The 23,346-nt window shown below is 51.5% G+C and carries 30 protein-coding genes; 8 read left to right on the top strand and 22 right to left on the bottom strand.

The annotated features are described in order from the left end of the window. The first annotated feature begins 122 nt into the window (after positions 1-122). Positions 123-344 carry a hypothetical protein gene (locus tag B5F25_RS11975; RefSeq protein ID WP_087249802.1) on the top strand — a complete coding sequence of 74 codons (222 nt, stop codon included), beginning with the start codon at positions 123-125 and terminating at the stop codon, positions 342-344. 109 nt (positions 345-453) lie between these two features. On the opposite strand, the gene B5F25_RS11980 is transcribed toward B5F25_RS11975, so the two are convergent. Beyond that, entirely contained in the window at positions 454-822 is a 369-nt protein-coding gene (locus tag B5F25_RS11980; protein WP_087249804.1) for a hypothetical protein, read from the bottom strand. A gap of 244 nt (positions 823-1,066) precedes the next feature. Here B5F25_RS11980 and B5F25_RS11985 point away from each other — a divergent pair, with 244 nt between their 5' ends. Next, complete coding sequence (locus tag B5F25_RS11985) at positions 1,067-1,312, top strand: hypothetical protein (RefSeq protein WP_087208070.1); 246 nt, start codon at positions 1,067-1,069, stop codon at positions 1,310-1,312. Positions 1,313-1,407: 95 nt separating this feature from the next. After that, the gene (locus B5F25_RS11990) at positions 1,408-1,893 is read left to right on the top strand and encodes an HU family DNA-binding protein (protein ID WP_087249806.1); all 486 of its coding nucleotides are present in this window, start codon (positions 1,408-1,410) and stop codon (positions 1,891-1,893) included. 463 nt (positions 1,894-2,356) lie between these two features. On the opposite strand, the gene B5F25_RS11995 is transcribed toward B5F25_RS11990, so the two are convergent. From B5F25_RS11995 to B5F25_RS22470, 9 genes are all read right to left on the bottom strand, one after another. Then, complete coding sequence (locus tag B5F25_RS11995) at positions 2,357-4,111, bottom strand: hypothetical protein (protein WP_087249808.1); 1,755 nt, start codon at positions 4,109-4,111, stop codon at positions 2,357-2,359. After that, positions 4,077-4,700 carry a hypothetical protein gene (locus tag B5F25_RS12000; protein ID WP_087249810.1) on the bottom strand — a complete coding sequence of 208 codons (624 nt, stop codon included), beginning with the start codon at positions 4,698-4,700 and terminating at the stop codon, positions 4,077-4,079. The genes B5F25_RS11995 and B5F25_RS12000 overlap by 35 nt, the downstream gene beginning before the upstream one ends. Before the next feature lie 22 nt (positions 4,701-4,722). Next, a complete protein-coding gene (locus tag B5F25_RS12005; RefSeq protein ID WP_087208062.1) occupies positions 4,723-5,079 on the bottom strand; it encodes a hypothetical protein in 357 nt (118 codons plus the stop codon). Beyond that, the gene (locus B5F25_RS12010; protein WP_241148407.1) at positions 5,042-5,629 is read right to left on the bottom strand and encodes a hypothetical protein; all 588 of its coding nucleotides are present in this window, start codon (positions 5,627-5,629) and stop codon (positions 5,042-5,044) included. The genes B5F25_RS12005 and B5F25_RS12010 overlap by 38 nt, the downstream gene beginning before the upstream one ends. Next, entirely contained in the window at positions 5,626-6,036 is a 411-nt protein-coding gene (locus tag B5F25_RS12015) for a hypothetical protein (protein ID WP_087208060.1), read from the bottom strand. Before B5F25_RS12015 ends, B5F25_RS12010 begins: the two co-directional genes overlap by 4 nt. A gap of 72 nt (positions 6,037-6,108) precedes the next feature. Continuing rightward, positions 6,109-6,936, bottom strand: a complete 828-nt coding sequence (locus B5F25_RS12020) for a hypothetical protein (protein WP_087249812.1) — start codon at positions 6,934-6,936, stop codon at positions 6,109-6,111. Then, positions 6,933-7,517 (bottom strand): hypothetical protein, encoded by a 585-nt coding sequence (locus B5F25_RS12025; protein ID WP_087249814.1) that lies wholly within the window; start codon positions 7,515-7,517, stop codon positions 6,933-6,935. Before B5F25_RS12025 ends, B5F25_RS12020 begins: the two co-directional genes overlap by 4 nt. A 78-nt stretch (positions 7,518-7,595) precedes the next feature. Then, entirely contained in the window at positions 7,596-9,077 is a 1,482-nt protein-coding gene (locus B5F25_RS12030; protein WP_087249816.1) for a hypothetical protein, read from the bottom strand. 32 nt (positions 9,078-9,109) lie between these two features. Then, positions 9,110-9,865 (bottom strand): S49 family peptidase, encoded by a 756-nt coding sequence (locus tag B5F25_RS22470; RefSeq protein ID WP_343206231.1) that lies wholly within the window; start codon positions 9,863-9,865, stop codon positions 9,110-9,112. Here B5F25_RS22470 and B5F25_RS22475 point away from each other — a divergent pair. After that, a complete protein-coding gene (locus B5F25_RS22475) occupies positions 9,756-10,055 on the top strand; it encodes a hypothetical protein (protein WP_241148409.1) in 300 nt (99 codons plus the stop codon). The genes B5F25_RS22470 and B5F25_RS22475 overlap by 110 nt on opposite strands. Before the next feature lie 34 nt (positions 10,056-10,089). Here the strand turns inward: B5F25_RS22475 and B5F25_RS12040 are convergent, their stop codons facing one another. The 10 genes from B5F25_RS12040 to B5F25_RS21210 form a co-directional block, all read right to left on the bottom strand. Next, positions 10,090-10,503: a hypothetical protein gene (locus B5F25_RS12040; RefSeq protein WP_087249821.1), complete on the bottom strand. Its 414-nt coding sequence runs from the start codon at positions 10,501-10,503 to the stop codon at positions 10,090-10,092. A 73-nt stretch (positions 10,504-10,576) separates the two neighbouring features. After that, positions 10,577-11,074 (bottom strand): transcriptional regulator, encoded by a 498-nt coding sequence (locus B5F25_RS12045; RefSeq protein ID WP_087249823.1) that lies wholly within the window; start codon positions 11,072-11,074, stop codon positions 10,577-10,579. 589 nt (positions 11,075-11,663) lie between these two features. Further along, on the bottom strand, positions 11,664-11,975 hold the full coding sequence (locus B5F25_RS12055; protein ID WP_087249827.1) for a hypothetical protein: 312 nt from the start codon (positions 11,973-11,975) through the stop codon (positions 11,664-11,666). Then, positions 11,956-14,823, bottom strand: a complete 2,868-nt coding sequence (locus B5F25_RS12060) for a hypothetical protein (protein WP_206423548.1) — start codon at positions 14,821-14,823, stop codon at positions 11,956-11,958. The genes B5F25_RS12055 and B5F25_RS12060 overlap by 20 nt, the downstream gene beginning before the upstream one ends. Positions 14,824-14,857: 34 nt before the next feature. Continuing rightward, positions 14,858-15,289, bottom strand: coding sequence for a hypothetical protein (locus B5F25_RS12065; protein ID WP_087249829.1), 432 nt, complete (start codon positions 15,287-15,289; stop codon positions 14,858-14,860). Then, entirely contained in the window at positions 15,286-15,513 is a 228-nt protein-coding gene (locus B5F25_RS12070; RefSeq protein WP_087249831.1) for a hypothetical protein, read from the bottom strand. The genes B5F25_RS12065 and B5F25_RS12070 overlap by 4 nt, the downstream gene beginning before the upstream one ends. A 28-nt stretch (positions 15,514-15,541) precedes the next feature. Continuing rightward, on the bottom strand, positions 15,542-15,850 hold the full coding sequence (locus tag B5F25_RS12075) for a hypothetical protein (protein ID WP_087249833.1): 309 nt from the start codon (positions 15,848-15,850) through the stop codon (positions 15,542-15,544). 285 nt (positions 15,851-16,135) lie between these two features. Then, a complete protein-coding gene (locus B5F25_RS12080; protein WP_087249835.1) occupies positions 16,136-16,843 on the bottom strand; it encodes an NUMOD4 domain-containing protein in 708 nt (235 codons plus the stop codon). Positions 16,844-16,980: 137 nt separating this feature from the next. Further along, positions 16,981-17,343 carry a helix-turn-helix transcriptional regulator gene (locus B5F25_RS12085; protein WP_087249837.1) on the bottom strand — a complete coding sequence of 121 codons (363 nt, stop codon included), beginning with the start codon at positions 17,341-17,343 and terminating at the stop codon, positions 16,981-16,983. After that, complete coding sequence (locus tag B5F25_RS21210) at positions 17,292-17,579, bottom strand: hypothetical protein (RefSeq protein ID WP_140406929.1); 288 nt, start codon at positions 17,577-17,579, stop codon at positions 17,292-17,294. Before B5F25_RS21210 ends, B5F25_RS12085 begins: the two co-directional genes overlap by 52 nt. Before the next feature lie 81 nt (positions 17,580-17,660). Between B5F25_RS21210 and B5F25_RS12090 the strand changes: the two genes are divergently transcribed. From B5F25_RS12090 to B5F25_RS12105, 4 genes are all read left to right on the top strand, one after another. Continuing rightward, a complete protein-coding gene (locus B5F25_RS12090; protein ID WP_087249839.1) occupies positions 17,661-18,077 on the top strand; it encodes a hypothetical protein in 417 nt (138 codons plus the stop codon). A gap of 27 nt (positions 18,078-18,104) precedes the next feature. Continuing rightward, positions 18,105-18,611, top strand: a complete 507-nt coding sequence (locus B5F25_RS12095; RefSeq protein WP_087249841.1) for a hypothetical protein — start codon at positions 18,105-18,107, stop codon at positions 18,609-18,611. A gap of 358 nt (positions 18,612-18,969) precedes the next feature. Continuing rightward, on the top strand, positions 18,970-19,566 hold the full coding sequence (locus B5F25_RS12100; protein ID WP_022040108.1) for an FKBP-type peptidyl-prolyl cis-trans isomerase: 597 nt from the start codon (positions 18,970-18,972) through the stop codon (positions 19,564-19,566). Positions 19,567-19,756: 190 nt separating this feature from the next. After that, positions 19,757-20,593, top strand: a complete 837-nt coding sequence (locus B5F25_RS12105) for an ATPase (protein WP_087249843.1) — start codon at positions 19,757-19,759, stop codon at positions 20,591-20,593. 118 nt (positions 20,594-20,711) lie between these two features. Here B5F25_RS12105 and B5F25_RS12110 read toward each other — a convergent pair whose 3' ends face one another. Both B5F25_RS12110 and rlmD read right to left on the bottom strand, forming a co-directional pair. Further along, the gene (locus B5F25_RS12110; protein ID WP_022040110.1) at positions 20,712-21,635 is read right to left on the bottom strand and encodes an RluA family pseudouridine synthase; all 924 of its coding nucleotides are present in this window, start codon (positions 21,633-21,635) and stop codon (positions 20,712-20,714) included. 12 nt (positions 21,636-21,647) lie between these two features. Continuing rightward, entirely contained in the window at positions 21,648-23,072 is a 1,425-nt protein-coding gene (gene rlmD / locus B5F25_RS12115) for a 23S rRNA (uracil(1939)-C(5))-methyltransferase RlmD (RefSeq protein WP_022040111.1), read from the bottom strand. Positions 23,073-23,346: the final 274 nt, after the last annotated feature.

Here is a 23,346-nt window from a genome sequence, read left to right on the forward strand (position 1 = left end):
TTTTGTATTGCCGGATGACCCGAAGCCCGGCTTCCACCGCCTTCCTCCGCCCTTTCCGCTACGCTCCAAGGACGGAGGAAGGCGGTGGAGGAGTTGCACTTCTAACTTGACGGTGGGCGATTATGACAGAAAGAGAACAACTTGCCGAAGAAATAGAAGGCTTAGGCGATGGATTGACAATCGGAGGTTTCACCATAACATACCCGAACGAAGTTAGCTTGCGCAAATACTGCGTAGAAAAAATCATCAGTACCGGCCTCCTTAGCCATGACATAAAAGAAACCGTACGCCGTGCGGACATACTGTTCAGATACATCTCCAACGGAGAAACAGATACAAAATAAAAACCATACTGTCTTATGAAATTCAAGAACCCGTTCACCATCGATGATTTGCGCACATTGGCCATTTTTCTTTTATCATTGGCAGTCATCCTGTTGTCTCTACAGATTGTCAGCATGAAGCGACAGCTGCAAGAGCTGCTACAGTTGCTACAGTGATTTCCACAATCCATTTCCAGTTCTGCCGGAAAAAAACCGTATTCTTTCCTGCTTTACGTTGCGGGGCTGACGATTCCTGCCTTCTTTTTTCCATCACGAACTTCGTGCCCGCTTCAGTTATCGATAAATGGGGATGGTTTCCGTAGGCATAATTGTCTTCTTCAACATATCCGGAAGCAACCAACATGCGGCGTAACCGATGTACCCGTTCACTTTCCAATGATACATTGCAGTTCTCTTTCAGCATTACGCCAATATCGTCACATCCTCCGGTTTCGAAAATGTAGTCTAATATATAGTTAAATAAATATTCATCATTCATTGTACATAAAAGGGCGAACCCCTCTCCAACGCGTGCCCAAAGGTTCGACGATTTACCTTAACCCGATTGGCTACGGGTTACGCGTTGAAAAGGGGTTCATGTTCGTTCGTTGATTGATTGGGCACCGCAAATGTAAGCAAAATCCGGCAAACGCGCAATTTCCGGGCGTTTTTCCTTTCTGTTACAAAACTTTATGCTATCTTTGCCCGTGGCGGGAGGAAACAAGAAGCTCCCGCTTTTTTTTATGACCCTTTTCGAAATACTGGAGTTCAACCGCGAACTCATCGCCAAGCTCGTTGCCGCCGGCGTAAAGGCGGACGACTGCAAATACATCGACCTTTACATCGAATATACGTCCATGCGCCGGCGAGGCGAGAAGGTGACCTACGCCGTGACCGTACTTGCCGTGAAATACCGCATCTCCGAGCGCAAGGTGTACGCCCTGCTGAAACGCTTCGCCGCCGACTGCACGCGCCGTGCAGCGGAATGAGCGCACGCCGGTGTACGGATTCCTCCCCTTAGCCTTACCTTTGCACCCGGCCGGAGCAATGGTGCTGCGGCGCAACCTTTAAAACCTTACAATCTATGATCAACTATTCTGTATCCTTGCAGGCGAACCCTGCCAACGAGTCGGCGCCCGAAAAGGCGTATGCAAAACCCCAGATGAGTGAATTGATGACGTTCAACAAGTTCGTGCGCCACATCGCGAACCACAACGGCGTGTACTCGCGCGGCACCGTGAAGGGTGTCATCTCGGACATGTGCGAATGCCTCGTGGAGATGCTCCTCGAAGGAAAGAAGGTGCAGCTGGGCGACCTGGGCGACTTCTGGATTACGCTCTCGTCGGAGGGCGCGGAAACGCTGGAAGCCTTCACCGCCCAGAACATCAAGGCGGTGAACATCCGTTTCACGCCGGGAGCCGACTTTGAGAACCTCGCCTCGCAAGCCGTGTTCAACCCCGTGAGCAGCCGTGCCGCCCAAGCCGCCACGCTGAAAGCCGAAAAGGCGGGCGAGGCGACGGTAGACCTGGAAGCGGCAAAACGGAAAGCACAAACGCAGACGGGCGCGTAGGCGATTGACGACAACCGGAAAGAGGCTCGTCCCTTTATGGGGACGGGCTTTTTTTATGCCCTTACGGGCGGAAACGCAGCGCGCTGCGAAGGCAGTTTCATAGCGGTGAAACTGCGGATGTACCGCTATGTATCGGGCTGATCAGCGCGCTGCGTGCGGCGGCATTCCGCGCTTCCTCCCCGTCTGCCAGGCGGAGTGCGCCTGCGGAACAGGGCGGTTTTCCGGGCAAAACGGCACAACGGGAAGCAAGAAACCGATGAATATCAGAAAGAAAACCTTCTGTTGTCGCTTTAAAAGCGGCAACAAGCATCTCCGAAGCCCGAGCCGCGCCGTCGGGGGATTGCGATTGCAAGCCGTCGACCAGTTCGGAAATATGACGAAATATCGTTACAAACAGCCAAAAGCCCGACCATCCATCACGGACAGCCGGGCTGAACAAAAACATGGAAAGAAAGCTGTGCTATTACAAGTAGGCTGCCCCGCTCACCTTGCTGCGGCTCTGCCACATACGCACCACTTCGGGGCGCAGCACGAAATACTTCAGCGCGTCGGTCAGGTTGGTACTCTCACGGGGCAGGCGGTGTACGGGCAGCTTGTCGCCGGTCTTCTCCTTGACTATCTGCGTGGTGTTGTCGCGCTCGTTCACCTTCGCCTTGGTGCGGGTCACCTCCATCTCGCTCTTCAGGTTGGGGCAGTTGTGCTGGTCGATGAGCAGGGTGTAGAGCTGGCGGGCGAGGTTGCCCGGCAGCAGGTCCATGAAGAACCGGTACTCGAGGTTGCTCGATATGTTGCCTTGCCCCAACGACATGAGCTGCACCGTCCAGCCCGTGCGCCTCCCTTCGGCATCGGTCTCGATGGCTTTCTTTATCTGGCTTGCCATGTCGGTGCTGACACGCTTGTAGTTGTTCATCGAGCGGTCGTAGTAGAGCTTGAGCAGCTTGCGGCGGTGGGGCTTGAAGTAAGCCAGGAACTTGTCTGCCAGGTCGCGCACGTTCTGCGGGGGCAGGGTGTACAGCTCCTTGAGGATGCGCATCACGCGTCCCGCCTGCTGCCCGAACACCATGCTGAGCATGTTGCCGGCGTCCATGCCTGCCTCCAGCGGACGCCCCGGGTCGAGGTAGCGCAGCACGGTGCAGTCCTGCTCCCAGCCGAAGGGGTGCTGCTCGATGACGTCGTTCAGGAACCCGTCGGCATAGAAGTTCTTCATCGAGAGGTTGCAGTAGAACATCTGCGAGGCTTCGAGCTTGGGGATGACCGAGAGGATGTTGCATGCCGCGCCCTCCAGCCCTTCGGCAAACTCGTCGTTGAACCAGTCTTCGCCCAGGATGTCCACGTTGACATACGAGGACGAGATGAAGAAGAACGACACGCCGCGGCGGGTCTTCACCCACCGCCGTTCCCACCGCTCCATGGTGCGCCGTGCCAGCATCATCTGGCGTTCGGCATCCGCCAGGGCGGGGCGCACGGCAGGGTCGGTGCGCGCGTCCGCCTTCAGGCTGTTGTATTCCTGAAGCCGTGACAGGTATTCGCGCTTGGTGTCGTTGTAGACGAAGCCGGCACGGAGGGCGAGCAGGATGCGCTGCTTGTCGTTCTGCCGGGCGAGCTTCAATATCCAGTCGTACTCGCCCAGGTGGTTGGGGTTGGGCATGTCGGTGGTGAGCGTGCGGCTGCGGTACCACACCGAGTCGCCGTACTTCACCCGGAAGCCGCGCACCGCCTTCAGCAGGTTGGTGAACTTCTCTTCGGGGAAATACTTCACCTCGTCGCCGAACACGCCCACGTAGGAGCGTCCCGCGCCGATTGCTGCACGGTCGAGCGAGATGAAGGTGAAGTTGAACCCGGTATAGAACACCATGGTGTTGCGCCAGTCGGTGCAGACGTTGTACATGCGCTGCTTCCACTCGCGCGGCGGCTCGCGGTTGATGACGAAGTGCACGTCGGGCATCCATCCCAGCAGCGAAAGCCCGTCGATGAGCGAGGGGATGACGTTCTTGTGCAGGTCGCTGTAGGTGTCCGCCACCCATGCGAAGGGTGCTCCGGGGCAGTCGTGCGCCACCTCCTGCACCCGTTCCGCCAATACCTGCACCGTCTTGGCACTGGCACGCCCGGCAATCCAGTACAGGCTCCAGGGCTGCATCACGGCGATGAGCTGCGCCATCCAGTTGGCATAGCGCACCTCTACGTCATTCGTAATCCTTAGTTTTCTCTTGCGTGTCATCGAGCATTTCTTCAAAATTAATGTCTTCTATGTTGGCATCCCGGCGCAGGCGCACCTTCTCGCCTTCGGGCAAGTCCTGCATCTGGTCGATCTGCCGTGCCAGGTTCTGGCGGTTTGCCGCCGGAAGCCCTACCGATTCGGGGCTGAGGTCGTACACCTTGAAGTGTTTTTCGTCCACCTGCTTCAGTTTCACGGGGTCGGGCTTGTCGAGCTGCTTCACCTTGGCGGCCTGCACCAGCAGGTTGCCGTACACCTCCATGTCTTTTGCCGAGGTGGCGTTCTGCAGCACGGCGAGGGCTGCCTTCTGCAGGTTGTCGAAGAGGATGCTGCGGTAGGCGTCGTTTTCCACCGTGTCGTTCAGGTAGAACAGATTGAGGGCTTCGGCGTACATCTGCCGCGCCCTGCCCCGCTCCACGCAGAACGGCTTGTGCATCAGGAAGGCTATGGCATTGTCCTTGCCGTACTTGCGGTGGATGCCCACCAAGGCGTAAAGGGCATTGTAGTAGTCCAGTTCTTCGGCGGTCAGCTCCAGGGTGCAGCCGCTGGCAAGGTAGTCTTGTAGGGTTTCGTAGTGGGATTTTTCGAACATACTTAGAAAGGAAGAATTAAAGTCAGCCTATATCATCAAAGAATATCTTGTTGATGCTGTTTTTATAACCTATCGATTTGCGGAACTTGTCAAACCGCTGTGCCTGTGTCACGTTCTCTCCGGTCTGTGCAGCGGCGGACATTGATAGCCCCTCTTTGGCTTGCTGGAGCAGCTGCCCCCGGTCGTAGTGGTACTTCAGCGGACTGCCTATGAGGTGGAAGTACCACAGGAAGTCTTTCTGCGGTATCTTGTAGTACATGGCAATCTGTTCGGGGCGGTAGCCGATGCCGGCGAGACGTTCGTATTCGTCAATGTCAATGCGCGACATCCATTCGGGACTGTCATGCCAGCGGTCGTATCCGGTCACTTCTGAATTCATAGACTTTTTTGTTTTTAAGGAATACATATTGCTCTATCATCGCATTCTCACCGTAGTTGCCTGACCCTTCGACGACGAAATACCCTTGCGGAGTATCGATGCAAGCCACCTTTTTGTGGCTCCATGACCATGTAAGGGTAATTACACCTTTATGGTTTAAATCAACCAATCGGGCAAACACCTTCGGCATACGGAACTTGAGTGTCTCGGAAACGTGCAGGTGGATGTCGCCCAACATGCCTCTGTCACGCCAGCGCAACAAGGCATTGATGATTCTTTCGTTGGTGGAATAGGTCGCAATGTATAACCGGTTGATATGGCCTGTCTGCCTGATCAGGTAAACGATAAAGGTAAATGCGGTAAAACTCTTCTGCGTCTCGATAAAGAATATCTCGTTTTCTTCAGGAAGCCGACCGCACAGTTCACGCAGACTGTCAAGTTTAAACGTGAGTAAGGACTCAAACCTCTGTGAATAGAAGCAAGAGTCCATCATCTCACGTTTTAATTCATCCAACGAAAAGTAATACCCCATATCAATACGAATTTTCATTCCAACAGTCTCAGGATGTCTGCCCGTTCTTTCTCATAGCCTGCCAGCCGTTCGCGGCGCACGGCGTCGAGGTGGGGCTTGTCACCCTTTGCCAGTTCGCTTTTCACGCGCCAGATGTTCATCTCCACCTGCCGCAGCCGTGTCATCAGCTTCTTGACCGGCATGTTCACCAGCTTTTTGCGGCGGCGGAACTCGGCGAAGGCGGGATGCTTGCCCAACAGCGAGCCGTGTTCTTGGTACCACGTTAGCTCTTGCCAGATAAGGCGGTTGTCGATGTAGTTGTCTACCAGCTCGCCTGCCGTCTCGGCGCATTCCGCCAGTCCGGCACATCCGCGCAGCTTCTGATGCAGGCGGACGTAAGCCCGGTACTTGGTGAACTTGCGGCTGGCAAGGGCTTCCAGCTCCATGGGGCATCCGGGCTTGTCGAGAAACGGGAACTCGTCGCGGAAGCTCAGGCTTTTTTCTGCGGCATCCGCTCTTCATAGCTCGCAGGGCGACTTGTCGGGAAAGCGTTTCTCCAGGAACTTCTCCAGCCACGGGCTGTAACCGCTTCGGGCATTGTTCATGAACACCTTGTTCTGTAACAGCCGCTCCACGTACTTCTCATCGGGCGCCTTGCTTACCACCGGCAGCAGGAAGGGATCGGTCTTCCAGTCCAGACGGACGGGGTGCACCGTGTTGCACTGGTTGAAGTAAAGCGAGGTGAAGAGCGTGCCTTCCGTGGCTTTGGGGTCATCGGCAGGCAGGAACGCCGCCAGCCGTTCCTTCTCAAACCATAGGGGCGTATGGGTGCCGTAGTTCAGCGCAGGCAAGCCCGATTCGGCGAGCAGTTCCATCGTGTGGCGCATTGCGGCACGGTAGTGCCCGCTGTAGGATTCGGGGCGGAGCGGTCCCAGTACCTTGGGAATACGGATGTGCTCCAGCCCGACGGGGTTCATCAGGTAGATGTCGTCGTTGGTCCAGATGAAGCCGCCGGTCACTTCCGGGTTCTCCTGTGCCGTCCACAGCTTGTGCAGGGTGTCCACGCTGGGGATGTCCGAGCAGCGGGGGCACTCGATGAGGGTCAGGTTCTCGCCGTCCATCCATTCTTCGGCATCGCCGATAATGACGATGCGGAAGGGAAAGCGCGCGTTCTGGTACCACGAGCGCAAGGCGAAGAGCAGCTCGTTGCCCTGCGCATATTCCTTGCAATACGGAATGACCACCGAGACGCATGCGGTCCCGGCGGTCTTCTTATCAAAGCCATCCTGCACCGGTGCGGCTGGCAGGGGTGCAGGGTTCTCTACAGGTTTCATCTTGTCCGTCATACTCCTCCTCCTTGTGACGACCCTGTACCGGTCAGTCCGAGAATGGTGTTGATTTCTTCATCGTCGGTCACAGGGATGAGCGACTTGGCAATCACGCCCAGCGTGTCTCCCCGCAGGGTGGAAGCCATGTTGATGGTGGTCTTGTTCGCCTCGTTGTTGTCCTGCCCTTCGGCGGTGCTGATGCTCAGCGGGGTGCAGGGCGTTCCGGCAATCTTGCAGTCTTCGCCCGCGCAGTTGATGACAATCGCGCCGAGGTTTTCGTTGACGTTGTTGTTGAGGAACTCTTTGAACTCGACTTCCGAACCCGGATGCTCGAAGTCCACGTGGTGGATAAATCCGCGTGCATCGGGGTCTCCCTCCGCGGTGTCGTAGATGTTGATGGTGCTCTGCGTGGTGTACACGGCAATGGGTTTCTTGCTCTCGGCGAAGGAGAAGGCGGTCACGCGCACGCCCTTCGCGTCTTTGGTAAAGGTTGCCACGTCGTCCCAGCGGAAGAGCACGATGTATCCTTTTTTGCCTGTAGCCCGTCCGGCATTGTTGCTCTTGCGGGGCACAGATATGAATGCGTATTCGTCTGCCATAATAATGAAGAATTAATAATTAAGAATGAAGAATTGACAATGAACCATGCGGCATCGCAATTGTCCATTGTCCATTGTTTACACGCCGCCTCCCTGCGAAGATTCCGGTTCTTCTTCCTCTTCGGGCGGGATGTAGGCGAAGATGGCTTCGGCGAGCCAGAAACCGCAGGCTTCCCACCATTCTGCCATGATGTCGACGTTGTAGTGGTTGGTCTCCATGCGGATGCTGGTGCGTTGCGGGTCTTTGGACATGAGGTGCTTGAAGTTCTCCTTCGGGGTGATGAAGAACACGCCGGTACCACGCATGCCTTCGAGCGGGGCGAAGGTGAAGTTGGTGAAATCAATCTTCACTTTCTCGCCGTCCTGGTTCTTCAGCCACGGGTATTTCTCGCGGTAGGCACGGCTGTAGCGGATGACCAGATCCGGGTCTGCGTGCACGAACATCGTCTTGTTGCGGTACAGGGGTTTCACCTGGTCCACCGCCTGGTCTATCTGCGACAGCAGCGTTTTGCCATCCGTGCTCAGCGTCGTGTCATCGAGCAGCCAGGTTACCTTGTCATTCTCAGCGGTCTTCAACGCCTTCAACTGCGTCACATAGCCGTCCATACAGTCCAGGGCCGCGCTGGCAGTGCCGCCGTCCTGGCTGACCGAGTTCTCTTTGTACACGCCGACGGCCAATGCCTGTTCGCGTTCCTCGGCCAGCTTCGGGAAGATGAGCTGGTAGAGGATGTAGCGGACGATGGGCATGTCCTTCGGGTCGAGGTTCTCGTCGTAGAGGTATCCCAGGATGTCCTCCATGATGTCGGAGGGCTTGATCTGCACGTTGATTTTGCACTTGAAGTTCTTGATGGTGAGCGGCGTGAAGGTGCTCTTCGACTTGGGTGTCCAGTAGGGCACGAACTGTTGCAGCACGCTGTCGATGGCCGCCTGCTGTGCACGCACCTCGGTCTTGTCCGTCATGATGGTGCTCATGTAGCGGATGGATTCGGTAGTGCCCATCAGGTCCTTGATGATCTGCAGGCGTTCGCTGCTGACGTACTTGCCGAACTCTTTCTGAAGCTCGGTGGTGTCGATGGTGGTGTTGCCGCTGTAGGCAGCCCCCTTGAATGCCGCATCGAGCCACTGGTTATGCGCCAGGCTCATGTCGGGCTTGAATTTCTTTGCCATACCTTTATCATTATCTCCCGTCACCTGTTCGCCGGCATCGGCTGCAGGCTCTTTACTCAGGCGTTCGATGGTCTTGTCCCGCTCTTCGAGAAGGGCTTTCATCTGCTTTTCGGATTCCTGGAGTGCCTTGATGCGCTCCATCAGGCGGACGTTGCTCTCGCGTTCGTCTTCCAGCTGTGCCTGCACTTCGCCGGTCACGGCAGATTCGGCTGCCGCACCGTCTTTCTCAAACTCCGCCAAGTCTTTCTTGAACGACTCGACAAACTTCTCGCCGTACTTCTGCTTCAGCTGCTCTTCTTGCACCGACAGCAGAACGGACTTACCGTTCTTGTCTTTGGCGAAAGCCGAGATGCCCAGAAAGGCGAGAACCACACTCATTACTTTTCCAAACATAGCTTATTCAATTAAGAATTAATAATTTACAATTAATAATTGGCTCCCATATAGTCGTCGATGCACATCTGCGCCGACAGCTCGCGGCTCCGTTCGGCAGCCTGCGCCAGCGTTCCTACCGCATCCGCCAGCCCCGTGCGGACGGCATCACGGGCGTAGAACATGCGTCCGCGCAGCACGCCTTCGGTGTCCGCCTTCAAGCGTGCACCCCGGTTGCGCTTCACGTTCTCTTGGAAGTCGCGCGCCAGCGGGTCAAGCTCTTCGTCGCGTATCTTGGCATACTCGCCCTTCTTTGCCGCCTCGAACGGGGCGTTCTTGTAATCCGACAGGTTGCTGTAGATGGTGTGCACCTTGATGCCCTCGTTCTCGTAATACTTGGCATAGTCGGCAAAGCTCATCATCACGCCGATGCTGCCAAACTCGGCATCGATGTCGTTGTCTGCCAGTATCTCGTTGCAGTAGCTTGCCACGTAGTAGGCGGCGGAAGCGCACAGGCTGCAGCTTGCCACCACCGCCTTACGCGCCGACTGCGCCTGGCGGATGGCATCTGCCAGCGGGGCGATGGCATCCACGCTGCCGCCGCCCGAATCGATGTCGAGAACGATAGAGGAAATGTTTTTGGATGCTGCCGCCTCACGGATGACGGAGGCGATTTCGGTTGTGCCGTAGCTGCACATCGTGCCGTATTTCAGCATGGTGCCGCGCAGGGGGATGACTGCCGTGCTGCCCTCGGGCGCATCGGCAAACGAATCTCCACGCTTCATCAGCCGCCCTTCGTGCTCCAGCATCACCGGAACGGGCTGGCTTTCAGACAGCGGCTTGCCGTCTGCCAGCGAAGCGTCGCGCGACAACAGCCGCTGCACCAGAAGCAAGTTGGCTTCCGCCTCGCGGAAGGAGATGAACCACTTGCCCCGGCACACCGCACTGTATAGAAATGAGAAAACCATTGTTACACCTTTGAAAACTAATACCTATTAATAACCGGATACAAAGGTACAACGGTATCAACCCGTCAAAAGGACGAATAAACCTTGGCGGGTTCGGGGCTGTCGCGCTTGAAAGTGAGTGAAAGTGTTGCAGGAGTGCCGCTCAGTTCGGTGTTGACCTGTACCGGGAACTCATCGGTCCCGATCACCCGGCGGTCGCCATTGGTGAAGTCGAGCAGCACCAGCCCGGCTTCGGCAAAAAGGGTGCGGAGTCCGTTCAATTCTGCCGAACTTGTGTCGGTTACTACGGCTTCGAGTTCCTGTTCTATGGGATAACCCGCTTCTCCGGTCTCGCCGTATTCGGCTGACGAAACAGGCACCGGCGTGAAGGTACCCTGTACTCCGATGTCCGGACTGCCCGGAAAGTTGCGCACCGTGGCTTGGCTCAGCGGAAGGAAAGCCAGCCCGCAGACGGACGCGCGTTTGTCGTTTCGGTTCATTTTTACTTAAAGTTTAAGAGTTAAAATACGAGTTTCGGCGGTTTTCACTTAGAATTTAATAGGTTAAACAGTGTTAAGGGAATAACGAAAGCTGGATATCCCTGTCCACTTCCTTCACCATGCGCTGGCGGTTGCGGTAGTCGTACTTCTTCACCGCATCGTAGTTGATGGCGTTGTTCTTGATGTTGTAGGCGTAGAGGAAGGCGCGGATGATGCGGTCCTGCTTGTAGCCCTTTTCGTATCCGGCAATAAAGTATTCGCGGATACGGATGCGGTAGGATGCCTCAATGTATTCGCGCAGCATCCGCTGCTTCCATTCGGGGATGTAGATGAAGTTTTCCTGAAAGATGAAGTGGTTCCACTCCTGTACCGGCAAGGCAAGCGTGACGGGATGCTCCTTGATTGCCTGTTTGGGCGGCCGGTCGCTCACGGTAATCATCGACTGGATAAGCTTGCCCAGGTCGTTTGCGGCGGTAACGGTTATGGCTTCTTCGCCACGCGGCGTGCCGAACTCGTGATACAGGTAGTCGTGCAGATGTGGCGGAAGTTCAATGGTTACTTGTGGTTTCATGCGTTAAAGATTTGATTACTGCAAAGATACGAAATATGTGGCAATGTGACAATGTGCTAATGTGGGAATGTGACAATGTGCATTATTCAGTAGCACATTAATTTTCATTTATCTTGACAAATCAAGCGGTTATTCCGTTATCCGTACGTCTTGCGTCTGAACATTACACGCTCCGCTGACTGATTTGCCCAGAAAATTATGCAACTTCGTAACCTGCAACTTTTGGGCTTTAACCGTCTGATAATCAAAACCTGCATGCTGTTACAAACTTCGAACGGCAAGTTGACGGCAAGTTGCAACTTTGCAACCGGAGGGAAACGGAAGGCACGAGAACGGGCTTGGTTACAAACCTTATTTTTTTGTAACCTGTTTTGTAACCGGATTTTGTAACCGTTTTGTGACCTGCTTATCTTTTTATGAATGAGCCGTTTTTATTCTTTTTTCAAACACTGGTTACAGAGTTACAAAAATTTAGTAGAAAAAAGGGGGAAAGGTGTGGAAAGCCGGGAAGCGCCCTTCCGGTTCCTTGACCTCGGGCAAATAAAAAACACGGACAATTGTGCCCGTGTTTTCTTGTCGAGTATGCCTTTTACCGCTTGCCGGGAGGCTTCTTCATCAGCCGCCTGAACTTGTCGGGTAGGAAGACGCGCCGCAGTTTGGTATAGTCGGTGTTCAGCTCGAAGTCCATCCAGTGGTCTTGCGCCGCCATAAACGCACCGACAGCTACCAGCATCCATTTCAGCTTGTCGCCTTCCGCCTGCAGGTTGAGCCGTGTGCCGGGGCGCATTAGCTCCAGGTAGTCGTACACCTGACGGATGTACCGCTCGGCATCGCCTCCGTCCAGCAGGGCAGGAAGGTAGCGTTCGTAGTACTTGACGTATTCAGAACGAAACTCCTCCATCGTCTTCTTCTTTAGGGTTGAAGTCATCGGCGGTCAATACCTTGTCGGTGGTGCGCAGGTAAATCATGTCCTGCGTCTTGCCGTCTTTATCTTTGCGCATCAGGCGTTCGGAAGCGTTCTGCATCGATGCCGGGTTCATCTCCGCCACGTAGGGGCATATTTCGGTGAAGCCCTTCAATGCCTTGGTGAACCGCTGCATCGTCCAGTACGCTTTCGATACCTTGGCGAAGTCGACAAATGCCTCGTAAGCCTCTTTGCGCACGATGAGTCTGTTCAGGTTGTCGCCCTCCTGGGCGAAGTATCCGTATGCCCAGTCTTCGAAGCTGCCGCCCATGTCGCTCTTGTATTTCCGTTTGATGATGTTGTCCATGGGCGGCTGCACCTTTACGCCGCAACCGGCCATGGAAAGGTAGAACTGCAGGCATTGGGCGAAGAAGTTGATGTCCTGGTTCCAGTCGTCATCGGTATAGTCGGTAGCCGTCATCAGGTTGCGCCCGAAATCATCGCGGATAGTCCGGGTCTCCAGGTAGTCGTTCTCCGGAGTCTTCTCATGGTAATAATCGGAGAATACCATATACAATAGTCTCGCGTTTGTCGAAGCGTCGAAGTCGCGCGGCACGAAGTTGGTGGTGAACCCGAACTTGGGCGAGTCTTCGAACTCGATAAAGAACGAGCGGTTGTTTTTGGGATTGACCGTCATGCCGCTGGTGATGTTGTCGTAGAACAGCGAAGTGCTCAGGTAACGGTCGCAGTCGTCCACGAGGATGAAGTCCGTGTGCTGGTCCACCTGGTCATAGACGTGCGGGTTGTCCATCAGCTTGGGGTTTCGCCCCGACAGGCTCACCGTGCGCATGAAAAACCGGAACGCCTTGAAGAGAAATGATTTGCCGCTGCGCCCGTTGCACTGGTCTTCTTCGCCTATCTTGTTGTCCATGGCGAAGAGTGCCCACGCCCGGCTCGGCGACTTGTAGCGGTGCAGGTTGTACCCGATGGCGTATATCTTGTTCACGAGGTTCAGCTTCTGTTCGGCAACCTCGTCGGCAGTCAGCAGCGGTCCGGCGATGTCGAACTTGTGCTCCGTCCGGTAGCGGTCGGCTTCGTCGGCTCCCTTGTCCTCCCACGCATACTCCAGCTCCTTGCGCCAGTAGATACGGCTGGTATTGATAAGGTAGCGGAAGAAGCAGCTCTGGTGCTCTTTCACATCGATGTCGAACCGGTCGCACCCCTCGGCGTCTTGCATACGCTTTATCTCGAACATCGGAGGAAGCACTTTGACCTTGTGACCGATGACGTTCGATTCCCACACGCTGCGTCCGTCGGGCAACATGCCTTCGTGCCGCTCGATGCCGTCCTTGGTCACCAGCCAGCAGCAGTCCGGGAAAAAGAAGTACTGCCCCGTGGGGGTATAGCTGGTAAAATCCAACCGGATTTCATCAAGAAGCGAGAGCGACGATTCGCTGGTGCGCGGCGAATCGAGTATCAGGTTGCGGATATCCACCGGCAAGAAGCGGTCTACGGTGAACTGGCGCAGGAAACTGGTAATGTCTTTCGCCTTTATCTGGCGCACGATGCTGTCTCGGATATGGATGTAGCGCACGGTGTCGCTGTTGTCGTCGTGCAGGGTGTAGAATCCGTTCAGCGTAAGGAAGTAGTGCAGGTGGGCGGTGTTGATGGAGTACGTGGTCTTCTTGCTCCGCTCGCTCCACTGGCTGTCCCAGAAGCGTGCGGGCATCGCCAGCTGCAGCAGGTTCTGGAAGTCGCGGTAGTCGGGTCGCAATTCCACAAAGTCACGAAAATCCTTGCGGTGTTTGCCCCGTTGGTCACGGTATCCCGTGAGCCACGAGGGCAGCCACACGGTATGGATGTCGAGGAAGCGCAATGCCAGTTCGCGCCCCTTGCGGATGCCGGTCGAATCGATATCGGGTATGTTATACAACCGCTCCACGTACTTGTATATCTCCTTTATCTCTTCGGCGGTGACACGATAGGTCTCGCTGTTGAACCACAACGGGTGGTAGCCCAACGAACGGAGGCACATCGAATCGCGCTCGCCGCTGCAGATGAAAGCCTCAGGCAGCTTCTTCTCCTTATATACCTCGTCCTCCTTGGCGGTGCGGCGGAACTCGGCTTCCTCATCTGCATTGAATTTGCGGTAGGCAGCCCGCAGTTCCGCCATGCCGTTGATGTACTGCTTGGGTTTCGCGCCCTCGGGAGTATAGCTGAACCGCCACTGCTTGTCTGGGTTGAGCGGTTCGTAAATCTTGTAGAAGACGGAAGGCTTGCCCGGTTCGGGCTTGTCAATGGTGCACTCGCGCATGAAGATGGGATACGTGGGCGTGGAATACTTCGTAATCACCTCGCGGTTCTTCACGTACGAGATGCTACGTGCCACGTGCCAGTGCAGGGCATCCACATGTTCCTGTTTCACGCGCGGACCCATTATCTTCAGCTGGTCGGGGGTGAACCGCTCCTCCAATTCGAAGAAACGGCTGCCCTCTTTCTCGTCCGCCGTGGCGGGGCGTTTACGGATATCGGGCTTGTTGACCGAGCGTTTCAGTTCATCGGTCACGTTGTAGCGTGCCGCGAGCCGGGCAATCGCTTCGTTGAACCGCAGGTTCTCTTCTGTCATGCAGATGTCGATGGGACTCATGGCGGTGGCAGTGTCGCCGAAGTCGGTCACCTTGTAGCAGTCCTGGAACCGCTTGATGCACGCCGAAGCGTCATCTTCATCGGGTCGGCGCTTGAACTTCTTCTTGTTGTCCACGCACCCCTCGGCTTGCGGGTAATAATAGAGTATGATGTCCAGACCGTCGTGCGTGGCGGCGTAGATGTCGGTAGCTTTAATCATAAGGCATACGGGGTATTAACAGGTGCAAAGGTGGTCAATTCTTTTCGGATATGGCAGGACGCACATCGACGGAAGTCTCCACACCTTCCTGCCCGACGCCCAATCCCTTCAGCAATGCGCCTGTAAGCAGGAACGGCAGCCCGTGGCGGTCGTGCTCCTTCAGGTTGGCAGGTTTGACAAAAGCTTCGAACTCGTAGCTGCCGTATTTTTCGTAGTCATGCGTCACATTGATATACAATTCCGTCCCGTTGCCGCCCGTTAGCGTAATACAGCACGTCTCCCTTACAGCTCCCAGCTGATCTGCCCAGTACCAGCGGTCCAGGTGAGGCTTGCTGTCGAGCCTTACCTGTTTGTACACCATCGGCTTGTTGCCGCGTTTCATCAATACCTGGTCGGTCACGGTGCCCAGCTCTCCGGTCTGCAGCACCCTGACGCGTTGTTGTTTCGTGTTCTTGTCTTTTTTCATTGTTCCGTGTCATTTAAGTTATAGTGCCGGTTGATGACGCGGCTCATCACCGCGTTGAAGTCGAAATCCGTGTCCGGATACTCAATGGTGACGGTCTCCAGCACGGTGCCGTTTTCTTCCGTAAACCAGAAGCTCCGCTGGATGCGCACGGGCAGCCGCTTCCGGCGGCATTCGTCGATGAGCGCCTCCAGCAAGCCCCGGTTGATGCTAAGTTCACATTCCATGCTCCAATTATTAATTGTTAATTATTAATTACCCAAGGTGTTCCTCCATCAGTTCGGGCAGGTCTACCAGCAGCTGTTCCATGCAGCCCATGGGGGCTTGCAGGCAAGTGAGGTAGAGGTTGCTCAGGTCGTCGTCGATGGTCTGCGCGCGGTCTACACGCACGTAGAACAGGCGGTCTACGGCATCCACAAAGTCCATGTGCCCGCTCAGGGCAAATCCGCAGGTGCACACCAGGATGCCTGTCGGCGTGGGGCGCGGAATCCAGATGCGGTATCGTTCGTCGGGGGAGGCGATGCAGGCAAAGCCCCGCACTTGCTTGATAGTTTTTTTTTCCATGATTATTCTGTTTTAATAAGTTGGTAAATCGTCGGGGAGGTTTGGAGAATCGAACTCCATCGGGTCGAAGTTTACACGCTACCCAAGTCGTGCCTAAACCTCCTTGTTTTTCAGTTTGTTAGCTATGCCCGAAAACACACCGCGGTGCGTAGCCCGATACATAGCGGTACGATGGCAGTTTCAGCGCGGTGAAACCGCTCACGAAACGCGGTGCGTTGGCAGGCGTACCGCTATGCGTTTTCCGTTGTGGTATTTTGTTCCCTATTGCCGTTATTATCCTCTTTGTCAGAAAGAAGCATGAAAGTCCCAGTATTCTAAAAATTCGTCTTTTATGGAAATTTCTTTTCGTTTCCTTTTCCGCATATTCGTCATGATATACCTTGCGGATTTATAGAAGAACGGACGTAATCCGTAAATGGTGCGTTTTCTCTCCTGCAAGGTTTTGAAGAACTGTTCTACCGACTGGCTGAACACTTCCTCTCTCATCTCGGGATTGTAGACCCGTAACGTATTATACATATACCATTTCACTTCTTCCTTGATGCTGTGTATCATCCTTTCTATCCGACCGCCATTTCCGGTCTCGTAATATTCGAGGATAGCGTCGCAAACCTCCTTGCAGAATTCGTACCTCTGACTGACTTCTTCCATGTCCAGTGGGGAAAGTCTGTAAGCTCTTATCCCCTGCAGGGTTTGAATCCGTTTTTCCTTTCCTTCTACCTTGAATTCTCCGTGTTCCATAGATATGAATACGTCTTTCCCTTTCAAGTCCAGTGGGTTTATGCCGTGGAGCGCACAATAATACATCCGCACCCAAGACGAGTAGAACCGCGTGCCGCAGTCGCTCCGGTAATTGCCGATATGCGACTTGCCTTTCAGCTTTTTTAGCACACATTTACCCCGCTTCAGGCTCCTGGCTCTTCCGTCAGAACTGACCTCGTAAGCGGAGAATCCCGGTACGGGAATCCATACTTCATTTTCCTTGCTTGTCATGTTAATAATGTTTTTTATATGTCAATCTCCCATATTCCTTGGTCCGTATCTCTTACCAATACTGGAGTGAGGTAAGTGATGCGTTTCTGCTCCATCATCTTTTCATACATGTTCATGTAATTCATAATGCGTAGTTATTAATCCTTTATTTTTATAGTGCGTTCTATTCTCACTCTTCCTGTCCGGTACCGGCAGAAGTGATGCTCATTCATCATTTCTCCACAAATGAAGAGGCATGCAAGGAAAAGCGCGCCGATGGTACGTTTCAGCGGTGACAACTCGAAGCTAATGCCAAAGGTTGTGCAGAACCACCATGCGGAAAGCTCATTTATTTTGCTGATGTGTAGCTTGTCATATACCTTTCGCAAAATATTGTCTACCGTATAGCGAGAGATACCCAAATCATCAGCCACTTCTTTTTGTGAAGCACCCCATGCGATACGCTCGGCTACTTGGCTTTCTCGGGTTGTGAGGATTGCGGAAGTTCTGTGATGTCCCATACGTCTGTGATGTTTCGGCGTGCGAATGCCTGTGTAATGGCTTCGAATCTTGGCAGGCTGATGTCAATGATACCTGCATTCATAACATTGTAGAAGTAACTCCGTTGAGTGATTCGAAGAATGCTTTTTAATTCCTCACGCAGTTCGTCCCTATCTTTTAGGGTCACTTGAAGGTAGCCTTTCCGGAATGAATAGCGTTTTTTCGCTATTGCTTTAGTAGTGTTTTCTTTGTACATTTGTTGCATACGATTTAATCATTTGCTGCAAATATATTGTGAAAATACAATATATGCAAGATTTACTTGTGTTTTTTCAATATGGAAAATGAAATTATTAGAAGATTGGAGGAATATATGGCTTATGCTGGGTTAAATGACAACCAAGTAACTGTTCAATGTGGACTTTCTACAGGCATTATTGGAAACGCAAGAAAGAAGGGTAGAAGTCTTAACGGGAGTAATATTGTGAAAATTCTATATACTTATAAAGATCTAAATGCCCGTTGGTTCTTGACTGGTGAAGGTGAAATGCTTTCAACAATTGAATCTGTAGCCAATACGGAGTTATCTTCTTTCTTAAAAATTCAAAATAAAGAATTGCAAGACAAAGTAGAACGGCTGAACCGTGAAATAGGGGACTTGCAGCGACAATTATCAGAATTGAAAAAAGCCAATGTCCACCAGGAAGAAAGTGCTGTTTATGCCGCTGCAAGCGGGTCATATTTGGAAAAGTAGAATATCTAATACCTAAATATTAAAATTATGAAAATTGATTTGACTATTAAAAGAGGAGAGATAAGAACTGAAGTCAATTTAGCTTTTGACATTATGTCAAGCACAACTCCTTCAAATTTATGGATTATTTCAGACAAAGGAATTGAAACAAAAGGTGTCATGCAACATCATGCCTTTTGTTTTAAAAAAGTAGTGGTACTTATGGAAGTTAAAACAATATATGAAGATGTTGAATATCATGGCAAAGTAGTAAGTATTGCAAATGGAGAATATGGATTGATGAATCTTGTCGTAGACTTGTGTGAAGGAGAAGAACCGATTGAGTGGGAACAAACAGATAATGATTTCTTAGAAAATACATATTTTGTGGATTTAGACGAACTAAGGCAATCAAGAGGATATGAGAATTTATCAGTAGACGAATGTTTTACAAAACTGTTAACAGACAGTGATATGGACTATAACTTACGTGGAGACAGATATGTGGAATTACCGTCAGGAAAAATTAAATACGCTCCTGATGTATCAGAATAAACGAAATTAATACAGACAAAAATCGACAGAAACAGGCAGTAAACAAAAAAATAGATTCCTATTTTTTCAAAAATCAGGGCTTTTATGATGAAATTTTAATCCCGCTACCCCGACTTGAGTCCTGATTTCGTTGGAAATCAGGACTTTTTTATTTGGTAAATGTCTGTAGAAAAATTGAATATTTGTTCATAAATGTTTTTCTCTGTAACTTCATGTAGATTTAGAGTTTCTGAATCAGAATTTCATCACAATCTTCATAGAAGGTTGCAGCGATGCCATTGAGAAATTCAGAACGGTTTCTCTGTATCTCACTTTTTTGTATTATCTTTGTGCCGCAATAAATATATTTATATTAGACATGGAAAATAAATACATCACTGTATCATACCGCCTTTACGCAATGAACGGCGGAGAAAAAGAACTTATCGAAGAAGCACCTGCCGCACATCCGTTCCAGTTTATTTCTGGAATCGGATATACGCTTGACCGTTTCGAAAAAGAAATCACTGCCTTGGAAAAGGGGGCCGACTTCAGTTTCACCATCCCTTGTGCCGAAGCATACGGCGAGCGTGATGAGGACAATGTGCGCCAGGTATCGAAGGCGATGTTCTGCGATCCCGATGGGAATTTTGATAGCGAGAATATTTATCCGGGCAATATCATCATGCTGAACGACAACGAAGGGCATCGCTTCTATGCCAACGTGGGCGAAATTACCGATGATAAGGTAGTAATCGACTTGAACCATCCTCACGCCGGTAAAGACCTGATGTTCGAGGGTAAGATTATTGAGATGCGTCCTGCCACGAATAAAGAAATCGAAGAAATCGTGAACGCCATGAGCGGAGGATGCGGAGGACATTGCGAAGGTTGTGGCGGAGGATGCGGTGAAGAAGGGCATCATCACCACGATGAAGATGGGTGTTGTGGAGGCGGATGCGGACATTGTCATTAATAGTTTTTGAGTTTCACCACAAATTAATTTGTCATGCTGGACGAAGTGAAGCATCCCGGATGCATACACATGATGTCCACGAGATTCTTTGCCGATGCTCAGCATGACAAAAGGAGAAAATGAAAATCTGTGAGTGCCTGTGTGCTGACAAACTCAAAAAACTTAAAAACTCAAAAACTTAAAAACTCAAATGATTCTGATAGCCGACAGTGGAGCAACGAAGACTGACTGGTGTTATGATACCATCGGTGGGGCTTACATGCAAGTGCAGACCGAAGGTATCAATCCGTTCCATCAATCTGCTGAATATATCCGCCATATTCTCGAAGACCAGTTGGTACCCCGATGCACAGTACCTGCAGATACATGTACGGGTATTTTCTTCTATGGTGCCGGATGTCTGCCATCCGTATCGGCTCCTGTCACCGAAGCGCTGCAAGACCTTTTCCCTAAGGCGCACATTGAGGTAGAAACGGATTTGTTGGGAGCTGCACGCGCTTTGTGTCAACACCGTCCGGGCATTGCTTGTATTTTGGGTACCGGCTCTAACTCGTGCTTGTACGATGGAGAGCGTATCACCCAAAATATTTCCCCTTTAGGTTATATTCTGGGCGATGAAGGAAGCGGGGCTTACTTGGGCAAGCATTTTGTAGCAGATTGCCTTAAGAGCCAACTTCCCCTGAAGCTTCGCGATGCCTTGTTGGACACGTTGCGCCTCGACCCGCAAGGTATCATTGAACGCGTGTATCGTCATCCTCAGGCCAACCGCTTTCTGGCAAGTCTTGCACCGTTTATCCATGCGCACAAAAACGACCCGGAGGTGCATACTTTCCTACTTCAACATTTCGGAGAGTTCTTCCGGCGTAACGTTCTGCTTTACTCCAGACGCCTGCCTGTTTCGTTTGTAGGCTCTATAGCCTGGCATTTCCGTGCTGAGATAGAGGAAGCAGCTGCCTGTTGCGGCTTGTGCACCGGCACATTTCTACAAAACCCTATCAAAAAGTTGGTGGAATATCATTCCTCCTGAGAAACTGTTTTTAGAGTCTGTTTAAACTTTGCTTAGGTTTATTTTGCAAATTGTATTCGAGGATAGCCCGCTATCATTCTTATAAAATCGAGAAAACATCCTCGAAAACAGTTTTTTCTTATCTTCTTAGCATCAATGTCTTGAAAGGAGTGGGGTATGGGGTCTCAAACTCCATCCATTCGTGTGTTACTGGATGGTAAAAACACAATTTAAAGGCATGAAGGGCCAATCTTTCCAACGGATTCATTTCGCATCCGTAACGTTCGTCTCCTACAACGGGATGCCCTAATGATTGCATGTGTACGCGAATCTGATTTTTCCGCCCCGTTTCCAGTTGCAATTCCAATAACGAAAAGCCATTGGCACGCTTGATGGTGTGATAATGAGTCACCGAATATTTGCCTCCGTCATCTGTCGGAGAGGAGCTTACGTATAGCTTACGGTCGGTTAGCCAAGAACATACCGTGCCTTCATCTTGTTCCATCTCTCCTTGTACAATTGCTACATAGCGGCGGTCGCGCACAAGGTCGTGCCAGTTATCACGTAATGTATGCTGCGTTTTTTCATCTTTGGCATACATCATAATACCTGATGTTTCCCTATCCAGGCGGTGGACGACATAAATCCGGTTCCCTTTATGAATCCGTTTTACATACTCATTTAATATATGTTGTGCCGTCCGCTCTTTTTGACGTTCTGTAGCAACCGAGAGTAATCCTTCTTTTTTTTCGACAACGATGATGTATGCATCTTCATACAAAATCTTCAGCATCGGATGATGGAATTCGTGTTTGTGCTTTTCCCGGCTGATTTGCACACACATGCCCGGTTGCAACGGATAATTGTAAAGCGTCTGAATCGTATTGTCCACCAATACCACCCGGTTAGTCAATAAAGCTTTAACCCGTGTGCGGCTTATTCCTGCCATTTTCTTCATCAGGAATTCCATCAATCCGGCAGGTTCGGTTACCCGGTAAATTGTATATTTCGAAGTAGCATGCGCCTTAATAGGCTTGTTTGTCTTAAAGTCTTTTATTGCCACGGCTATTATTTTTTAATGAATTTTCTTTTCTAACAATACCACATTTTCCACATGATGCGTATGTGGAAACATATCTACCGGCTGGACTGCCTTTACTTTATATTTCACATCGAGTAACTGCAAATCGCGGGCTTGTGTAGCCGGATTGCAACTCACATAAACGATGCGTTCCGGTTCTGCCGCCAATATCACCTGAATGACATCGCCATGCATGCCTGCCCGAGGCGGGTCGGTAATGATCACATCGGGCCGTCCATGCGTGCGGATAAAATCTTCGGTCAGGATATCTTTCATATCGCCTGCATAAAACAAGGTATTCTTTATGCCGTTCAATTCTGAATTGACTTTGGCATCCTCTATCGCTTCGGGCACATATTCGATTCCTATTACCTTTTTAGCCTGACGGGAAACGAAATTAGCGATGGTTCCGGTTCCGGTATACAAATCATATACCAGCTCATTGCCCGTTAATCCGGCAAAGTCACGGGCTACCTTATATAAATTATAAGCTTGTTCTGAATTGGTCTGATAGAATGACTTGGGACCTACCTTGAACCGAAGCCCTTCCATCTCTTCGAAAATATGGTCTTTCCCTTTGAATACGCATACATCCAAATCGCCGATTGTATCGTTGCATTTGTTATTGACCACATATAATAAGGAGGTGATTTGAGGGAACTTGTCCGCCACAAATTGAAGGAGTTCCTTCATTTTCTCCAATTCCTCGTCATTCACAATCTTGCATTGCAACAAGACCATCAACTCTCCGGTAGAAGAAGTGCGTACCATCATATTGCGCAACATGCCTTCTTGCGTGCGCAGGTTGAAAAAAGCATACTGATGTTCGTATGCATAGTCGCGGATAGCGTTGCGGATTTGATTGGAAATATCATCCTGGAGCCAGCATTTCTCGATGGCAAGTACTTTGTCGAACGCACCGGGGATATGAAAACCCACTGCATTCATCTGCTCGTATTTCACATCCTGCTTCACTTCTTCTTCGGTCAGCCAACGCTTGTTCGAGAATGTGAATTCCAGCTTATTGCGATAATACATCGTCTTTTCCGAACCGATGATGGGGCTGATTTCCGGCAATTCGATTTTCCCGATGCGGGTCAGATTGTCATACACTTGTTTTTGCTTGTACCGAATCTGGTCGGCATACGCCAGACATTGCCACTTGCATCCGCCACACACACCGTAATGCTCGCAAAACGGCTCTACACGCATCGGAGACTTTTCGTGCAACTTTACGGCTACAGCTTCCGCATAATGGTTTTTCTTCCGCTTGACTTGCAAATCGACAACATCGCCCGGCACTACGTATGGCACAAAGATGACCAAATCATTCACCTTGGCAACAGCTTTTCCCTCTGCCGCCACATCCGTTATCGTTACCTTTTCCAGTAAAGGAAGTTCTTTCTTCTTTCTTGTCACGTCGTTTTTCTAATAAATCAAGTTTGCGTGCAAAGGTAAGCATTTTCCTTCATATTCCGGAAAGATTTTAAAGGAAGTCCGAATTTATCCGCATTTATTTTTCACATCCCTGCATAATTTCCCCCAACTCTTGACAACCGCCTTCCCGGATGGTATCATTGCGAGACGCAGCCGGTTGCGGAAGCCCGCGGATACAGGTGCGGAGGCAAGCGCATATAGGTGCATACGTTGTAAGATTATTAATCTTACACCAGACGAAGCTATCTATATGGCC

This window comes from Bacteroides sp. An19, assembly GCF_002160215.1.
Taxonomy (GTDB): Bacteria; Bacteroidota; Bacteroidia; order Bacteroidales; family Bacteroidaceae; genus Phocaeicola; species Phocaeicola intestinalis.

Coding starts and splice junctions, on each gene's coding strand:
- B5F25_RS11980 (WP_087249804.1), bottom strand. CDS start 822: ATGAATGATGAATATTTATTTAACTATATATTAGACTACATTTTCGAA.
- B5F25_RS12095 (WP_087249841.1), top strand. CDS start 18,105: ATGAAAATTGATTTGACTATTAAAAGAGGAGAGATAAGAACTGAAGTC.
- B5F25_RS12085 (WP_087249837.1), bottom strand. CDS start 17,343: ATGGGACATCACAGAACTTCCGCAATCCTCACAACCCGAGAAAGCCAA.
- B5F25_RS12015 (WP_087208060.1), bottom strand. CDS start 6,036: ATGGAGCTGGAAGCCCTTGCCAGCCGCAAGTTCACCAAGTACCGGGCT.
- B5F25_RS12020 (WP_087249812.1), bottom strand. CDS start 6,936: ATGACGGACAAGATGAAACCTGTAGAGAACCCTGCACCCCTGCCAGCC.
- B5F25_RS12000 (WP_087249810.1), bottom strand. CDS start 4,700: ATGTTCGAAAAATCCCACTACGAAACCCTACAAGACTACCTTGCCAGC.
- B5F25_RS12010 (WP_241148407.1), bottom strand. CDS start 5,629: ATGAAAATTCGTATTGATATGGGGTATTACTTTTCGTTGGATGAATTA.
- B5F25_RS12070 (WP_087249831.1), bottom strand. CDS start 15,513: ATGGAATGTGAACTTAGCATCAACCGGGGCTTGCTGGAGGCGCTCATC.
- B5F25_RS11995 (WP_087249808.1), bottom strand. CDS start 4,111: ATGACACGCAAGAGAAAACTAAGGATTACGAATGACGTAGAGGTGCGC.
- B5F25_RS11975 (WP_087249802.1), top strand. CDS start 123: ATGACAGAAAGAGAACAACTTGCCGAAGAAATAGAAGGCTTAGGCGAT.
- B5F25_RS22470 (WP_343206231.1), bottom strand. CDS start 9,865: ATGCTGGAGCACGAAGGGCGGCTGATGAAGCGTGGAGATTCGTTTGCC.
- B5F25_RS12090 (WP_087249839.1), top strand. CDS start 17,661: ATGGAAAATGAAATTATTAGAAGATTGGAGGAATATATGGCTTATGCT.
- B5F25_RS12080 (WP_087249835.1), bottom strand. CDS start 16,843: ATGACAAGCAAGGAAAATGAAGTATGGATTCCCGTACCGGGATTCTCC.
- B5F25_RS12055 (WP_087249827.1), bottom strand. CDS start 11,975: ATGGAGGAGTTTCGTTCTGAATACGTCAAGTACTACGAACGCTACCTT.
- B5F25_RS12065 (WP_087249829.1), bottom strand. CDS start 15,289: ATGAAAAAAGACAAGAACACGAAACAACAACGCGTCAGGGTGCTGCAG.
- B5F25_RS12040 (WP_087249821.1), bottom strand. CDS start 10,503: ATGAACCGAAACGACAAACGCGCGTCCGTCTGCGGGCTGGCTTTCCTT.
- B5F25_RS12045 (WP_087249823.1), bottom strand. CDS start 11,074: ATGAAACCACAAGTAACCATTGAACTTCCGCCACATCTGCACGACTAC.
- B5F25_RS12030 (WP_087249816.1), bottom strand. CDS start 9,077: ATGTTTGGAAAAGTAATGAGTGTGGTTCTCGCCTTTCTGGGCATCTCG.
- B5F25_RS12060 (WP_206423548.1), bottom strand. CDS start 14,823: ATGATTAAAGCTACCGACATCTACGCCGCCACGCACGACGGTCTGGAC.
- B5F25_RS12025 (WP_087249814.1), bottom strand. CDS start 7,517: ATGGCAGACGAATACGCATTCATATCTGTGCCCCGCAAGAGCAACAAT.
- B5F25_RS11990 (WP_087249806.1), top strand. CDS start 1,408: ATGATCAACTATTCTGTATCCTTGCAGGCGAACCCTGCCAACGAGTCG.
- B5F25_RS12075 (WP_087249833.1), bottom strand. CDS start 15,850: ATGGAAAAAAAAACTATCAAGCAAGTGCGGGGCTTTGCCTGCATCGCC.
- B5F25_RS12100 (WP_022040108.1), top strand. CDS start 18,970: ATGGAAAATAAATACATCACTGTATCATACCGCCTTTACGCAATGAAC.
- B5F25_RS21210 (WP_140406929.1), bottom strand. CDS start 17,579: ATGTACAAAGAAAACACTACTAAAGCAATAGCGAAAAAACGCTATTCA.
- B5F25_RS12105 (WP_087249843.1), top strand. CDS start 19,757: ATGATTCTGATAGCCGACAGTGGAGCAACGAAGACTGACTGGTGTTAT.
- B5F25_RS12005 (WP_087208062.1), bottom strand. CDS start 5,079: ATGAATTCAGAAGTGACCGGATACGACCGCTGGCATGACAGTCCCGAA.
- B5F25_RS11985 (WP_087208070.1), top strand. CDS start 1,067: ATGACCCTTTTCGAAATACTGGAGTTCAACCGCGAACTCATCGCCAAG.